The organism is Verrucosispora sp. WMMC514 (assembly GCF_027497295.1).
Classification (GTDB): Bacteria; Actinomycetota; Actinomycetes; order Mycobacteriales; family Micromonosporaceae; genus Micromonospora; species Micromonospora palythoicola.
The window spans coordinates 5,871,674-5,887,063 of record NZ_CP114906.1; the positions used below are offsets into that span (position 1 = coordinate 5,871,674).

The 15,390-nt window shown below is 72.3% G+C and carries 12 protein-coding genes; 11 read left to right on the plus strand and 1 reads right to left on the minus strand.

Going from position 1 to position 15,390, the window contains the following annotated elements; translation table 11 throughout:
- The first annotated feature begins 201 nt into the window (after positions 1–201).
- The 10 genes from O7597_RS27250 (at position 202) to O7597_RS27295 (ending at position 13,091) form a co-directional block, all read left to right on the plus strand.
- Entirely contained in the window at positions 202–1,719 is a 1,518-nt protein-coding gene (locus O7597_RS27250) for a pyridoxal-dependent decarboxylase (RefSeq protein WP_281581113.1), read from the plus strand.
- A gap of 36 nt (positions 1,720–1,755) precedes the next feature.
- Entirely contained in the window at positions 1,756–2,979 is a 1,224-nt protein-coding gene (locus O7597_RS27255; protein WP_269741537.1) for a stearoyl-CoA 9-desaturase, read from the plus strand.
- Positions 2,980–3,018: 39 nt separating this feature from the next.
- Positions 3,019–3,456 (plus strand): cobalamin-dependent protein, encoded by a 438-nt coding sequence (locus O7597_RS27260; protein ID WP_164446911.1) that lies wholly within the window; start codon positions 3,019–3,021, stop codon positions 3,454–3,456.
- Positions 3,449–4,900, plus strand: a complete 1,452-nt coding sequence (locus tag O7597_RS27265) for a methylaspartate mutase (RefSeq protein ID WP_281581114.1) — start codon at positions 3,449–3,451, stop codon at positions 4,898–4,900. The genes O7597_RS27260 and O7597_RS27265 overlap by 8 nt, the downstream gene beginning before the upstream one ends.
- Positions 4,897–6,015 (plus strand): sulfotransferase, encoded by a 1,119-nt coding sequence (locus tag O7597_RS27270; RefSeq protein ID WP_281581115.1) that lies wholly within the window; start codon positions 4,897–4,899, stop codon positions 6,013–6,015. Before O7597_RS27265 ends, O7597_RS27270 begins: the two co-directional genes overlap by 4 nt.
- 116 nt (positions 6,016–6,131) lie before the next feature.
- Positions 6,132–7,370: an ABC transporter substrate-binding protein gene (locus O7597_RS27275; RefSeq protein ID WP_332317190.1), complete on the plus strand. Its 1,239-nt coding sequence runs from the start codon at positions 6,132–6,134 to the stop codon at positions 7,368–7,370.
- A complete protein-coding gene (locus O7597_RS27280; RefSeq protein WP_281581116.1) occupies positions 7,367–9,085 on the plus strand; it encodes a thiamine pyrophosphate-dependent enzyme in 1,719 nt (572 codons plus the stop codon). Before O7597_RS27275 ends, O7597_RS27280 begins: the two co-directional genes overlap by 4 nt.
- Complete coding sequence (locus O7597_RS27285) at positions 9,082–10,482, plus strand: pyridoxal-phosphate dependent enzyme (protein ID WP_281581117.1); 1,401 nt, start codon at positions 9,082–9,084, stop codon at positions 10,480–10,482. The genes O7597_RS27280 and O7597_RS27285 overlap by 4 nt, the downstream gene beginning before the upstream one ends.
- Positions 10,479–11,666, plus strand: a complete 1,188-nt coding sequence (locus O7597_RS27290; protein ID WP_281581118.1) for a Glu/Leu/Phe/Val dehydrogenase dimerization domain-containing protein — start codon at positions 10,479–10,481, stop codon at positions 11,664–11,666. The genes O7597_RS27285 and O7597_RS27290 overlap by 4 nt, the downstream gene beginning before the upstream one ends.
- 15 nt (positions 11,667–11,681) lie before the next feature.
- Positions 11,682–13,091 (plus strand): adenylosuccinate lyase family protein, encoded by a 1,410-nt coding sequence (locus tag O7597_RS27295; protein WP_281581119.1) that lies wholly within the window; start codon positions 11,682–11,684, stop codon positions 13,089–13,091.
- Between the two features lie 92 nt (positions 13,092–13,183).
- Here the strand turns inward: O7597_RS27295 and O7597_RS27300 are convergent, their stop codons facing one another.
- The gene (locus tag O7597_RS27300) at positions 13,184–13,924 is read right to left on the minus strand and encodes an SDR family oxidoreductase (RefSeq protein ID WP_269741545.1); all 741 of its coding nucleotides are present in this window, start codon (positions 13,922–13,924) and stop codon (positions 13,184–13,186) included.
- A 68-nt stretch (positions 13,925–13,992) separates the two neighbouring features.
- Here O7597_RS27300 and O7597_RS27305 point away from each other — a divergent pair, with 68 nt between their 5' ends.
- Positions 13,993–15,363 (plus strand): aspartate aminotransferase family protein, encoded by a 1,371-nt coding sequence (locus tag O7597_RS27305; protein ID WP_269741546.1) that lies wholly within the window; start codon positions 13,993–13,995, stop codon positions 15,361–15,363.
- Positions 15,364–15,390: the final 27 nt, after the last annotated feature.

The following is a 15,390-nucleotide window of genomic DNA, read 5'->3' on the forward strand; positions in this document are numbered from 1 at the left end:
TACCGTCGTTGTCGGAGCGCGATGAGCAGCGATGAGACATTCGCTTCCTGGCACGCCCATGGTTGGCAGTCCAGTTCGGCGACTACTTTCGGTCACACAATTGACGGCGGTTCCGGGCCGACTCCACGAAGGTGGATTCGGTTCGGTGGAGGGCCGTACCCGAATGCCCTTTCCCGCTGCTGAACCAGAAAGGGGAATGCCGTGTCAGTGCCGAGCATCGGCGACGCACCTACCTTCGTGGCGACCGCCGACCACGACAGCATGCGACAGCTCCGGACGTTGATCGACGACGTGTTGGGTGTCCTGGAGGACGTGGGCAAGGGACGGGCCAACCCGGTGGCGCCGGGCGGCCCGACGGCCGTCCGGGCGTACGCGGACGACGTGCTCGCCGAGCCGCTGCTGCCGGCGACCGGCGGCAACCCCGCCGAGGTGCTGCGCAAGCTCGTCGAGGCGTACGCCAACTGGTCGGTGGACGTGAGCCACCCCGCGACGGTGGCCCGGATGCAGTGCCCACCCACCGCGGTCGCCGTCGCCGCCGACCTGGTCGCCGGCGCGCTGAACCAGTCGATGCACGCGTGGGAGGCGGGCCCGTTCGCGCTGGAACTGGAGCGTCGGCTGATCGAGGACCTGGCCACCCTGGTCGGCTACGGCGCCGACGCGGGTGGCACCCTGACCGCCGGCGGAAGCATCTCCAACGTCATGGCCATGCTGATCGCCCGGGACGAGGCGTACCGCCGCCGACTCGGTCGCTCCACGTTCGACAGCGGGTTGGCCGTCGGTGGCGTCCGTCCGGTGGTGCTGTGCACCGAGACGGTGCACTTCTCCGTCGACCGGGGCGCGAGCATCGCGGGCATCGGCGCGGACGGCATCATCCGGGTACCCGCCGACGAGCTGGGCCGGATGATTCCCGCCGAGGCCGACCGGATCCTGCGCGAGCTGCCGTCGGACTGCCTGCCGGTGATGCTCTTCGTCTGCGCCGGTTCCACCGACTTCGGCTGGGTGGATCCGCTGCCCGAGCTGGCGCGGGTGGCCCGCGAGCACGGCGTGTGGCTGCACGCCGACGCCGCGTACGGCGGTGGGGCGCTGTTCTCCGAGCGGCTGCGACCCCTGTTCGACGGGCTCGCCGAGGCCGACTCGGTCACCCTCGACCTGCACAAGTTCGGCTGGGTACCGGCGTCGGCCGGGGTGTTCCTGACCCGGGACGCGGCCATGCTGGACCATCTCGCCGTCCAGCAGACCAGCCTCAACTCGCCGGACGACGTGGCCGAGGGCTTCGTCGGCCGCTACGGGCACTCCATCCAGGCCACCCGCCGCTGCGACGCGCTCAAGATCGCCGCCACCCTGCGGGCGTACGGCCGCGACGGCATCGGCGCCATGGTCGACGCCTGCCACGAGCTGTCCCGGTACGGCGCGGCGCGGGTCGCCCGGGAGGCGAAGCTCGAACTGGCCGCGGAGCCGGTGCTCAGCACCGTGCTGTTCCGTTACCTGCCCGGCGACGGGAGCGATCTCGACACGTTCAACAGCGGCCTGCGGCGGCAGCTGATGCGTGACGGGCACGCCATGCTCGCCCGGGTCTTCCTGCCGCGCCCCGGCGGCGGCAAGGACGTGTGGCTCAAGCTCATGCTGCTCAACCCCGACACCACCGGCGAGCAGCTCGACCAGGTTATCGACGACGTGCTGGCCGCGGGTGCGGCGCTGGAGGCGGCGGGCCGGTCCTGACGCCCCTTCCGCAGAGATCCGTCAGGGAGCGCAACGATGGTGATGCAGCAACACGGTACGACTCTCGCCTACACACCGGCGGACGAGTCGGTGTCGATCCGGGACTCGATGAACGTCCTGCCCCGGGTACTGGCGATGCCGCTGACGTTCCTCACCGGCAAGCCACACACCGGTCAGCGGCCGGTACGGCTCACGCCCGGATTCCATCTCTGGGCGGCGACGGCCTCGATGGTCGGTGGACTGGCGGTCAGCTGGGTCGCGCTGGCAAGCGGCGGTTGGTGGCTGCTGCTTCTGCTGCTGGGCTGGTCGATGACGCTGCACGGGGCCCGGAACCTGCGGATGATGATGTACCACCAGGCGGCGCACCGGAACATGTGGGCCCGTCCCCGCCGGGACCGGGTGGTCGGTCGGCTGGTCGCCGCCGCGCTCATGGTGCAGGACTTCGACCGCTACAGCACCGAGCACGTCATCGACCACCACGCGGTGCATCACATGACCGTCCGCGACCCCACCGTCCAGGCGTTCCTGATCGGCCTGGAACTGCGGCCCGGGATGACCCGCCGGCAGATGTGGCGGCACCTCGTCCGGCGCAAGCTGCTGTCCCCGGCGTTTCACCTGAACTTCCTGCTGGGCCGGATCCAGTCCTACTTCGCCCCGGCCAGCCGGACGCTGCGGGTGGCGACCGTGGCGGGCTACGCCACCGTGGTCGCGGCGGCCGTCCTGCTCGACATGTGGGTCTTCCTGCTGGTCGCCTGGCTGCTGCCGATGACGTTCTTCTACCAGATCAGCAACACCCTGCGGCTGTGCGTCAAGCACACCTTCCCCGGCCCGGAGGTCACCCAGCGGCGCGGTCGGGAGTACTTCGCCAGCCTCACCAACGCCATCCTGATCGGGGAGCGCGCGCCGGCCGACCGGTCGGGTGGGCCGCTGCGCCGCGCCGCCCGGTGGCTGCACTGGTCGCTGCGGATGCTGGTGGTGCACCTGCCGGCACGGTACCTGGTGCTCACCGGCGACACGGTGGTGCACGACTTCCACCATCGGCATCCGATGAGTCGTGACTGGGCCAACTACATCTTCGCCCGGCACGCCGACATCGAGGCGGGACACCGCGGATGGCCGCCGTACCGCGAGGTGTGGGGCCTGATCCCGGCGATCAACCTGGTCTTCGACTCGCTGGGCCGGGCCGACCCACAGGAGTACGACCGGGCCCGGATCGCTCAGGTCAGCGGGCGCAGCGTCTTCTCCGCCTTCGACGACTGACGGCCGGCACGCACTGCGCACATCGGGAGGTACGACGACATGTCCAGTCGCAAGACCCAACGAACCGTCATCATCGGGGTGGCCCGCAGCGACGCCCACGCGGTGGCCAACCATCTCATCGCGATGCGGCTGCGCGAAGCCGGCTTCTGCGTCGTCAACCTGGGCGTCTGCACACCGTTGGAGGATTTCGCCGACGCGCTGGTCGCCCACCCGGACGCCGAGGCGGTGCTGATCGGCAGCCTCAACGGCCACGCGTACGAGGATCTGCGTGACCTGCCGGCGCTGCGGGCCGCCGGACGCCTGCACTGCCCACTGATCGTCGGCGGGAACCTCTCGGTGGGCAGTCACAAGGACGGCGACGAGCGGGAACGGCTGTTGAGCCTCGGCGTCGACCACATTCTCGACGAGGCCGACCAGATCCCGCTGCTGCTGGACCTGCTGCACGCCGCCCGGGCCACCCCGCTGACCGGTGTCTGACCTACCCGAGCTCGACGTCGAGCCACGAGTCGCGGCCATGCTGCCGCCCTGGACGGAGACCATGCAGTACATCCGCAAGTCGCCGAAGCGAGCACCGGTGGAGGTGCTGCGGGCCGCGGCCGCGCGCGGCCGGCCGGTGGTGCAGCCCCGCTGCGGCGTCGGCGGACACGACGAGATGCGGACCCTGCTGACGACTCTGGAGCGGCGCGCCCGGCCCGGCATCCTGACCATCACCATCGACTCGTTCACCCGGCTCAAGCAGTTCCGCACCGCGGCCCAGACGTTGCAGCGTGAGCCGGCGGACCTCAACGGCTATCCGCTGGTCACCCACGGCTGGCGGCGCGGCCGGGAACTCAACGAGGCGGTGGACGCCCCGATCGAGGTCCGGCACGGCTCACCCGACCCGCGTGAGCTGTTCGCGGTCTCGCTGGCCTCGGGGTTCACCTCGTTCGAGGGCGGCGGCATCGACTACAACCTGCCGTACTCCAAGGACGTGTCGCTGACCCGGTCCCTGGCGGCGTGGGCGCAGGTCGACCGGCTCTGCGGGTTGCTCGCCGAGGAGGGGGTGATCGTCGACCGGGAACTGTTCGGCACCCTCACCGCCGTGCTGGTGCCCCCGTCGGTGAGCCTGGCGGTCTGCGTCCTGGAGGCGCGCGCGGCGAGCCTGGCCGGGGTGCGCTGCCTGTCCGTCGCGTACCCGCAGGGCGGCGAGGTGCACCAGGACATCGCCGCGCTGCGCTCGATCCCGGTGCTGGCCCGCCGGTACCTGCCGGAGAACGTGGAGATCTTCCCGGTCCTGCACGAGTTCATGGGCGTCTTCCCGGCCGACCCGGACGTCGCCGACGCCCTGATCCTGTACGGCGGGCTCACCGCCCGACTCGGCGGCGCCGCCAAAGTGATCAACAAGACGAACCAGGAGGCCCGCGGCATCCCCGACGCGCAGGCCAACGTGGCCGGGATCCGCACCGCCGCGCTGGCCTGCACCCACCTGCTCGACTTCGTACGGGTCGACGAGGCGACGGTCGAGGAGGAGACCTACTGGCTGCAACGCGAGGTCGCCGAACTGGTCGAACCGGTGCTGGCCGCCCCGGACCTCGCGGCGGCGATCGTCGACGCCTTCGCCGACGGACGGCTCGACATCCCGTTCAGTGCCAGCGTGCACGCCCGGTCGGAGGTGATCCCCAAGCGGGACGCCACCGGCGCCATCCGCTATCTCAACCCGGGCCGGCTGCCGTTCAGCCGGCCCACCCTGCGCCGCAACGAGCAGTGTCTGCGGGTGGACCGGGCCAGCCTCAGCCGCCGGCTGATCGACGAGATCCGCTCCGACATCAACTTCTTCCTGCACGCGGAGCGACGGTTCCAGGCGGACCGCGCGACGGTCGAGTGCCCCGGCCCGGCCACCGCCGGACCGGGCGCCGCCGCGAGTTCGGGAGGTGTCCGATGATGACCACCGTCCTGCTGGATCCGGACGAGGTGACCCGGGCCGCGCTCGGCGCGGGCGAGGCGGCCACCGCCGGACTGCGCTTCCAGCCCGCGCTGCACCGGCTGGTCCGGGCGATCAACGAGGAGGCGCGGCTCACGCCCGACGGGGCGCGGGTGGCGCGGGATTCGTTGGTCAACGCGCTGCGCGTCCAGCAGCGGCTGGCCGCCCGGCAGCGGCCGTCGACGGACCGGCCGCCGGCCGTGACCGTGGTGACCGGACTGCACCGCACCGGGACGACCCTGCTGCAACTGCTGCTCGCCGCGCACCCGCGGGTGCGCGCGCCGCAGCTGTGGGAGCTGCTGGCACCGGCCGCGACGCAGCCGCCCGAGGAACTGGTGGCCGCGGCCGACCGTTACGTGGCGGAGTACCACCGGGCCGCCCCGGCCTTCGCCGCGATCCATCCGCTGCATCCGCGCAAGCCCGAGGAGTGTCACCGGCTGATCGCCAACAGTTTCCACTCCGAGATCTTCGGGCTGCGCTACCACGTGCCCGGATACCTCGACTGGCTGTCCCGTCAGGACCACACCGCGGCGTACGCGTTGCACCGGGCGCAGCTCACCGCGATCGTCGGCCCCGGCGCGGGTCGGCACGTGGTGCTCAAGTGCCCGTTCCACCTGTGGCACGCCGCGGATCTGGCCGGCACCTACCCGCAGGCCCGGGTCGTCCGGCTGCACCGGGATCCGGTGACCACGGTCGCCTCGGTGTGCAGTCTCACCCGGACGGTGCGGGCGGCGCGTTCCCGGCACGTCGACCCGTACGAGATCGGTGCCTTCTGGCTGGACCGCACCGCCGCCGCCCTGCCGGGCCTGCGCGACCCCGGGGCGTTCGCCGGCCTGCCGGTGCTCGACCTGCGCTACCGCGACCTGGTCGCCGACCCGGTGACGGCCGTCGGCCGGGTCTGCGAGTTCGCCGGGTTGCCGTTCGACGCGTCGGCCCAGCACGCGGTGCGGTCGGCGGTCCGCACCGCCGAGCACACCGCTCCGGGCCGCCACCAGTACCGACTGAGCGACTACGGGCTCGACGCGGACGGCCTGCGCCGTCGCTTCGCCGACTATCGGGCCGCCTACCGACTGTGACCTTGTCCCATCTGGCACGAGCCGACCGCAGAAGGAGAGATGCCGTGACCACCACGACGAACGCCGAGGTTCCCGCGCCGCGCAACCCGCAGCCGACCGCACCGGCGAGCACTCCGATGGAGCTGGCGTTGCAGGAGATCGAGGCGGTGAACTCGGTCGCCGGCGACAACCCCATCAAGATCGGGATCCTGTCGCCGATGAGCCGCCCCGGTGACGCGATGGCCGGTGTACTGGTCTCGCGGGGTGCCCGCCTGGGTGCCGAGTACCTGCGTGAACACGGCGGCGTACTGGGTGGACGCAACGTCTCGTTCATCGCGTACAACGACATGGCGACCGCCGCGGAGGAGGGCTTCCCACGCTCCGCCGTCGCGGGCATGGCGAAGCTCGCCATGGTCGACGAGGTGCTCGCCGTGCTGGGCCAGTGGCACCTGCGTACCACCCCGTGGGTGGCGGAGATGTGCGAGAAGATCGGCGTGCCGATGTTCGTCGAGAACGGGCACAGCACGGTGACCCACGGGCGGCGCACGATCTTCCGCACCTACTTCTCGATCGCCGACCGGGTGCCGCTGATGATGGACTGCCTGGCCGACATCGGCGCCCGCCGCATCGGCATGATCGCGCCCGACACGGTGTTCGGCAAGACCATGGCCGACACCCTCCAGCAGTACGGCGAGTCGCGGCACGGCATGGAGTTCCTCCGGTTCGACTTCGAGCAGGAGGTCGCGCTCGACTGGCGGGAGCAGCTGCGGCAGATCAAGCAGTGGCAGCCGGACGCGTTCATCAACGGCGGGCTCAACGTCGTCGCCGGCGGCGGCCCGGTCGGCAACAGCTACCACATCCTGCAACAGGCCATCGAGCTCGGTCTGCTGCCGGCGGTGCCGATGATGGTGACCTTCGGTTTCCCGATGCGCTCGCAGGACTACTGGCGGATGGCCGGCGCGGGCGGCAACGGGGTGATGTGGCCGGCCACGAAGTTCCGTCCCTCGTGGTCGGAGATGACCCCGATCGGACGCTGGTTCACCGACCGGTTCATGCAGCGTTACGGCTTCGCGCCGCCGGACACCTGCCTGAGCGCCTTCACCGACGTGACCATCATCGGCCAGGCGTTGCAGGTGGCCGGCACGGACAGCCGCGAAGGGCTGCTCGACGCCCTGGAGTCCACCGAGTTCGACACCTGGCGGGGCCCGCTGCGCTTCGAGCGGGGCGCCGAGCACTGGCACCACAACCCGCCGGAGCTGGTGGTCATGCAGTACCAGACGGTCGGGCAGACCTTCGACGAGGCGGCGATCATCTACCCGCCGGCCCTGGCCGACAGCAAGTTCCGGTCCTCGGCAGCCGACGCGGAACTGCCGTGACAACGGCCCCGCAGGCGGCGGACCGGGCGTCGCCGGCACCGCGCACCGTCGCCGCCACGGTCGTGGACACGCTGCTCGCGCACGGCGTGGACCGGGTCTTCTGCGTCGCCGGGGAGAGCTACCTGGCGGTGCTGGACGAGTTGCACGCCGCGTCGACCGTCGACGTGGTCACCAGCCGGCACGAGGCCTCCGCCGGCTTCGCCGCGGTGGCCGACGCGAAGCTCACCGGACGAGCAGGGGTGTGCCTGGTCAGCCGGGGCCCGGGGGCCACCAACGCGAGCATCGCGGTGCACTCCGCCTGGTACGACGCCACACCGCTGGTCCTGGTGATCGGCCAGGTGCCCCGCTGCGACCTCGGCACCGAGGCGTTCCAGGAGGTCGACTACGCACGCGCCTTCAGCGGGCTGGCCAAGGAGGTGCTGGTGCTGCTGGAGCCGGCCCGCACCGGTGAGTTCGTCGCCCGCGCGTTCCGCACCGCCCAGTCGGGCACCCCGGGCCCGGTCGTGCTGGTGCTGCCCGAGGACGTGCTGGACCTGCCGGACCCGGTCGGCGTGGCACCGACCGGCTGGCAGCCGGGCGCGGCCGCGGCCGCCCCGGCCGATCTCGACCGGGTACGGGCGCTGCTGCACGGGGCGGAACGTCCCCTGCTGCTGGCCGGCGGCACGCTCGGCGGCGAGGCCGGGCGGCGGGCGCTGGCCGCCGCCGCCCACCGGCATCACCTGCCCGTGCTGACCAGCAACAAGCGGCAGGACCTGTTCGACAACCGGGACCCGTGCTACGCCGGCCACCTGCACAACAACACCCAGGAACGGCAGCGGACCCTGCTCGACCGCGCCGACCTGGTGCTGGCGGTCGGCACCCGGCTCGACGACGTGACCACCCTGTCGCGGCGGCTGCCGAGGCCCGGCAACCCCGCACAGGCACTGGTGCACGTCTACCCCGACCCGCAGCGGCTCGGCCGCACCCATCCGCCGACGGTCGGGCTGGCCGCCGACCCGGTGCAGTTCCTGCGGCAACTGGCCGACCTCGCACCGGCCGGGGTGGACGCGGGGCGGGTCGGCTGGGTCGACGAGCTGCACCAGCTGGAGGTGGCCAAGGCCCGGTGGTCGCCGCACCCCAGCGACGACGGCCTGGCCTTCGGTGCGCTCGTCGCCGGGTTGGACGAGCTGACCGGCGGCGACGTGGTGGTCACCCTCGACTCCGGCACCTTCACCAGCTGGCTCTACCGCTACCTGCGGTTGACCGGCGACGCGAGGATGCTCGGCGTCGGTTCCAGTGCCATGGGTTTCGGGGTGCCGGGTGGGGTGGCCGCCGCGCTGCGGACCGGCCGGCCGACGGTGGTGATCGTGGGCGACGGCGGGTTCCTGATGACCGGCTCCGAACTGGCCACCGCGGTGAGCCGCCGCCTGCCGTTGATCGTGGTGATCGCCAACAACGGCAGCTACGGCACCATCCGGGCGCACCAGGAGCGGGTCTATCCCGGCCGGGTCATCGCCACCGACCTCGACAACCCCGACTTCGTCGCGCTCGCCCGCGCGTACGGCGCGTTGGGGCTCGCGGTCACCACCGAGCAGGACGTGGAGCCGTGCCTGGCCCGGGCGCTGGCCCACGGCGGGCCGGTGGTGGTCGACGTGCGCACCAGCCTGTCCTGGATCTCGGCGTACCGCCGGATGAGCGTGCGCGGCCCGGTGAGCATGGAGGTGGGTGTCGCGTGAACCTGCACGAATCCCTTACCGAGCTGATCGGTGACACCCCGCTGGTGCGACTGCGCAGCGTGGTGCCCCCCGGCTCGGCCCCGCTCTACGCCAAGGTGGAGTACCTGAACCCGGGCGGTTCGGTGAAGGACCGCATCGCCCTGCGGATGGTGGAGACGGCCGAGGCCGACGGCCTGCTGCGGCCCGGCGGGACCATCGTCGAGCCCACCTCCGGCAACACCGGGGTGGGCCTGGCCATCGTGGCCCAGCAGAAGGGCTACCACTGCGTCTTCACCTGCCCCGACAAGGTGTCCCGCGACAAGATCGACGTGCTCCGGGCGTACGGGGCGGAGGTGGTGGTCTGTCCCGCCGCCGTGCGGCCCGAGCACCCGGACTCGTACCGCAGCGTGGCCTCCCGGATAGCCACCGAGCGGCCCGGCGCGGTCCAGCTCAACCAGTACGCCAACCGCAGCAACCCGGATTCGCACTACCACACCACGGGACCGGAGCTGTGGCGGCAGACCGAGGGCCGACTGACGCACTTCGTCGCCGGAATCGGCACCGGCGGCACGATCTCCGGTGCCGGGCGCTACCTGCGGGAGGTCTCCGGCGGGACGGTGCGGATCATCGGCGTCGACCCGGACGGTTCGATCTACTCCGGTGGCACCGGGCGGCCGTACCTGGTGGAAGGGGTGGGCCAGCCGAGCCGCCCGGACTCCTACGACCCGTCCGTGGTCGACGAGGTCATCGCGGTCACCGACCAGGAGTCGATCCTGATGACCCGCCGGTTGGCCCGCGAGGACGCCCTGCTCACCGGCGGCTCCGGTGGGATGGCCGCCGCCGCGGCGGTGCGGGTGGCCGCCGCGGCCGGACCGGAGGCCCTCGTCGTCGTGCTGCTGCCGGACTCCGGCCGTGGTTACCTGTCCAAGATCTTCAACGACGACTGGCTCGCCGGCCTGGGCCTGTACGACCCACCCACCGACCAGCCGAGGGTGCGCGACGCGGCGACCGGTGGACATCCGCCGCTGATCCGGCCGGACGAGACCCTGGCCAACGCGGCGAAACTGCTGCGCGACGCCGACACCACGCACCTGCTGGTCAGTGCGGCGGCGCCGCCGCTGCGGCTGGCGGAGATCCTGGGATGCGTCACCGAGGCGACGCTCGCCGGTGCGTACGCCGCCGGTGCCGGCGCCGACGACCTGGTCGGCGATCACCTGAGTCCGCCGCCGCCGCAGGTCGGCGCCGGCACGCCGTTGCCGGACGTGGTTCCGATGCTGTCCGAGCCGTCGACCGCCGTGCTGGTGGTCGACGGAGGACTCCCGCGTTGCCTGCTGACCGCCCGCTGCCTGGTCGCGTACCTGGGCGAGGGTGGGGGCGCGAGCGGGTCCGCACCACCATCATCGCGGGGGAAGCCGTGAACGCTGTCATCGAGTACGTGGACCCGATCGAGGGGTTCCGGGGCTGGCTGGCCTACGACGGGTTGGACTGCCGGCTGGCCGCCGGTGGTTGCCGAGTGAAACCGGGGCTGACCGCGGCGGAACTGGGCGAACTGGCCTCCCGGATGACGCTCAAGGAGCGGCTGCTGGGCATCAACGTCGACGGCGCGAAATGCGGCATCGACTACGACCCGAGGGCGCCGGGCAAGGCGGCGGCGCTGCGTCGCTTCCTCCGCTTCCTGCGCGGGCAGCTGATGACCCGGTTCAGCATGGGCTGCGACATGGGCACCCAGTGGGACGAGTTGGAACAGCTCGCCCTGCTGGAGGGCATCCCGTCGATCAAGTACGCCGTCCGGGGCGCCCAGGAGTTCAGTGAGGCGGAGTTCGTCGCCCGGATGGGCCTGCTCGACCAGCACGTCGGCGCGCTGACCCTGGCCCAGCGCCGCGCCGGGCACGCCCTGGCCCAGGCGGCGGTGATGGCCGCCCGGGCCAGTGCCCTGCCGGGTCCGCTCTCCTGCACGCTGCAGGGGTTCGGCAACCTGGGACGCGCGGCGGCGTACACCCTGGCGCAGGAGGGCGTACGGATCACGGCGATCGCCGACGAGTACGGCTGCGTCGCCGACCCGGGTGGACTGGACGTCGCCGCGATGCTGGCCGAGCCGGCCGGCACCCCGGTGTCGCAGCTGGCCCGGCACGTCCGACGGATGCCCGCTGCCGCGCTGCTCGACCTCCCCACCGACCTGGTCCTGCTCGCCGCCGGCGCCGACGGGCTGCCGGCGGAGCGGGCCGACCGGCTGCCGGCACCGGTGGTGGTGGTCGGTGCCAACTGCGGGCTCAGCCCGCAGGCGGAGCACGCGCTGCACCGGGCCGGGGTGCTCGTGGTGCCCGACTTCGTCGGCGGCATCGGCGGATCAGCCTCGATGGAGGCGCTGTTCGGGCCCACCCGCTGTCCGAGCCCGCGCGGGGTGCTCGACGGCGTGACGGAGCTGATGCGTCAGCTCGTCGACCACCTGACCGACGAGGCCCGCCGCCGGGGCCTGCCGCTGCGCCAGGTCGCCTACGACACCGCCGCCGCCGCCCGCGTGACCCCCGACCAGCCGCCGTACGGCACCAGCCCCTTCCTCACCCGACCACTGACCGCGACCAGCCGATCCGTTCGTCGCTGAACCACGGAGGCACCGATGTCCGTCACCCACGCCCATTCGGTCGAGACCTGCCGCCACGAGCGGGGCCACATCACCGACTCCCGCTTCTACGGCAACCGCTACGCGACCGCCGCCAGCCGGCGGATCTACTGCGACGTCTGTCGCAAGCAGCGCTGGCTCGACATCGAGGCGGCGCTGGCCCAGGCGCAGGGTGAGCTGGGCATGATTCCCGCCACGGCGGTCGAGGGCATCGTGGCGGCGGCCCGGCTGGACCGCATCGACCTGGACGCGGTGCAGCACGAGATCGAGCGCTCCGGGCACTCGCTCGTCGGCCTGCTGCGGGTGTTCCAGGCGGCCTGCCCGGACGGCACCGGGGAGTTCATCCACTTCGGCGCCACCACCCAGGACATCCAGGACACCGGGCAGTCGCTGGAGATCCGCGACACCCTCGACGAGATCGACCGGGAGCTGACGGAGATTCTCGGCTGCCTGGTGGAGCTGGCCGAGGAACACGCCGAGACGGTGGCGGTGGGACGCACCCACGCCCGCGCGGCGCTGCCGATGAGCTTCGGCCTCAAGGCGGCCAGCTGGATCGACGAGATCCTGCGGCACACCGAGCGGCTGGCGACCGTCCGGTCCCGGGTGGTGGTGGCCCAGCTGTTCGGCGGTGCCGGGACCATGGCCGGCTTCGGCACCGAGGGCATCGGGTTGCTGGAGCGGTTCGCCGCGCGGCTGGGTCTGGGCGTACCGACGATCGGCTGGCACGTGGCCCGCGACCGGGTGGTGGAGTTCGTCACCACCCTGGCCATGGTGGCCGGCACCCTGGGCCGGGTGGCCGACGAGATCCGCACCATCGGCCGGCCCGAGTTCGGCGAGGTCACCGAGCCGTGGCGGTACGGCAAGGTCGGGTCGAGCACCATGCCGCACAAGCGCAACCCGGAGCGGTGCGAGCAGGTGGTGGTGATGGCGAAGCTCGCCGCCGCCCAGGCGGGCATCGCGTACAGCGGGATGATCGGTGACCACGAGCGGGACTCGCGGGCGCTGCGGGTGGAGTGGGCGTGCGTGCCGGACGTGTCCCACTACACCCTGGCCGCCTGCGAGATCACCCGGGAGCTGGTCAGCGGCCTCACCGTCAACGTCGACCGGCTGCGGGAGAACACCCGGGTCGTCGCCGACCAGCTCGCCTCCGAGCGGCTGATGCTCGCCCTCGGCGCGCACGTGGGCAAACAGACCGCCCACGAGCGTGTCTACGAGCTGAGCCAGCAGGCCCACGACGCCGGTGGCTCGCTGCGGGAGTCCCTGGACGGCTGCGCCGAGCTACGCCGCCTGCTGCCCGACCACGAGGTCGAGGTGATCTTCGATCCGGCCCGCTATCTCGGTGCGTCGACCGACCTGACCCACCGTGCCGTGGCGGAGGCGCGCAAGTGGCTGGCAGGCCGCGGGTGAGCGGTGCGCGACGACGGGACCGGCCGATGTGCCGGCGAGCCGGCGGCGGACCCCACCGGGGGCCCGTCCGGCGGCCGCCGGCCGGTTCCGGGTCAGCCGCGGCCCATCAGCGCGCCGCCGTTGATCTGGATGATCTGGCCGGTGACGAAGCCCGCCGTGGCGCCGGCGAGGTAGCCGACCAGCCCGGCGACGTCGGCCACCGTGCCGCCGCGACCCACCGGCGCCTGCGCCGAACGCTGCCGGTGGAACTCCGGCGTCATCCGGTCCCGGTAGAACTCGGTGCCGCCCACGTAACCGGGCGCGACGACGTTCACCGTGATGCCCGCACCGGCCAGCCGCGCGGCCAACTCCGTGGACCACGGGTGCAGCGCCGCCTTGGCGGCCCCGTAGGAGGCGTTGCCACGGAAGGCCGCGATGGAGGTCACCGTGACGATCCGACCACCCGGGCGGCGCAGGGCGGGCAGCAGCGCCTGGGTCAGCAGCACCACCGGCAACACGTTGCCACCGAGGTTGTGCAGGTACTGCTCGCGCAGGGTGGACAGATCCTCGGCGGGCTGCGGCGCGAAGTTGCCCCCGGCGTTGTTGACCAGCACGTCGACCGTACGGTCCCCGGCGGTGATCTCGTCGGCGGCCCGGCGTACCTCATCGGGTTCGCACAGGTCGGCGACCACCGCCCGGACCCGGCGGTGCTCGCCGGACAACTCCTCGGCGGTGCGTCGCAGCACCTCCGCGCGCCGGCCGAGCAGCACCACCTCGTGCTCCGCGGCCAGCTCCTCGGCGATCGCCCGCCCGATCCCGGTGCCACCTCCGGAAACCACGGCCAGCTTCGGCACGCCCACCACCCCTCTCGGTCATCGATGCCCGGCAGTATCCACCACTTCAGTCCGACGGGAGCAGCCGCGTGAGCGCGCACGACCATCACAGCGATCCGCTGCCCGACACGGCGCAGGGCATCCTGGCCGAGGACCGGGCCCACCTGTTCTACTCCTGGTCCGCGCAGCGACAACTGTCGCCGATGCCGGTGGCGCGGGCGCTCGGCTCGTACTTCTGGGACTACGACGGCAACCGCTACCTCGACTTCGCCTCCCAGTTCGTGCACGTCAACATCGGTCACCAGCACCCGAAGGTGGTGGCGGCGATCCAGCGCCAGGCCGAACGGCTGTGCACGGTCAGCCCGGCGTTCGGCAACGACCAGCGGGCACGGGCGGCCCGGCTGATCGCCGAACGGGCACCGGGCGACCTCGACCGGGTGCTGTTCACCAACGGCGGCACCGACGCGGTGGAACACGCCGTACGGATGGCCCGCCTGGTCACCGGGCGGCCGAAGGTGCTCGCCGCGTACCGCTCCTACCACGGCGGGTCCCACCTGACGCTGCACCTGACCGGCGACCCGCGCCGCTGGCCGATCGACACCGGCGCGGCCGGCGTGGTCCACTTCTTCGGCCCCTACCTGTACCGCAGCGCGTTCCACGCCCGCACCGAGCCGGAGGAGGCCCAGCGGGCGCTGGCCCACCTCGAGCAGGTGATCGCGTTGGAAGGGCCGGGCACCGTCGCCGCCGTGATCCTGGAACCGGTGGTCGGCACCAACGGGGTGCTGGTGCCGCCGGAGGGCTACCTGGCCGGCGTACGCGAGCTGTGTGACCGGCACGGCATCCTGCTGATCGCCGACGAGGTGATGGCCGGCTTCGGCCGGACCGGACGCTGGTTCGCGGTGCAGAACTGGGACGTCGTACCCGACCTCATCACCTTCGCCAAGGGGGTGAACTCCGGCTACGTCCCGCTCGGCGGGGTGCTGATGGGTCCGCGCGTCTTCGACGCCTTCGCCGACCGGCCCTACCCCGGCGGCCTGACCTACTCCGGTCACCCGCTGGCCTGCGCCGCCGCGGTGGCCGCCATCACGGCGATGAGCGAGGAAGGGATCGTCGAGAACGCCGCCCACCTCGGTGCCGAGGTACTCGGCCCCGGTCTGCGGGAGCTGTCCGAACGCCACCCGGTCATCGGCGAGGTACGCGGACTGGGCGTGTTCTGGGCGCTGGAGCTGGTGCGGGACCGGGACACCCGCGAGATGCTGCCGCCGCTGGGGGCGCCCGGCGGCCCGCCCGGCCCGATGGAGGAGCTGGCCGCCGCCTGCCGCAAGCGCGGGCTCTGGCCGTTCCTGCACACCAACCGGATCCACGTCGTGCCGCCGTGCACCGCGACCGAGCGGGAGATCCGCGAGGGCCTGGACATCCTCGACGAGGCGTTGTCCGTCATAGGCAGCCACTACCGATGACCTCCGAAACCATCCGACAGTCGTCAC

Bases quoted from the DNA above. Each gene is read 5' to 3' on its own strand.
- O7597_RS27255 (WP_269741537.1), top strand. From the start codon at position 1,756: ATGGTGATGCAGCAACACGGTACGACTCTCGCCTACACACCGGCGGAC.
- O7597_RS27260 (WP_164446911.1), top strand. From the start codon at position 3,019: ATGTCCAGTCGCAAGACCCAACGAACCGTCATCATCGGGGTGGCCCGC.
- O7597_RS27270 (WP_281581115.1), top strand. From the start codon at position 4,897: ATGATGACCACCGTCCTGCTGGATCCGGACGAGGTGACCCGGGCCGCG.
- O7597_RS27275 (WP_332317190.1), top strand. From the start codon at position 6,132: ATGGAGCTGGCGTTGCAGGAGATCGAGGCGGTGAACTCGGTCGCCGGC.
- O7597_RS27295 (WP_281581119.1), top strand. From the start codon at position 11,682: ATGTCCGTCACCCACGCCCATTCGGTCGAGACCTGCCGCCACGAGCGG.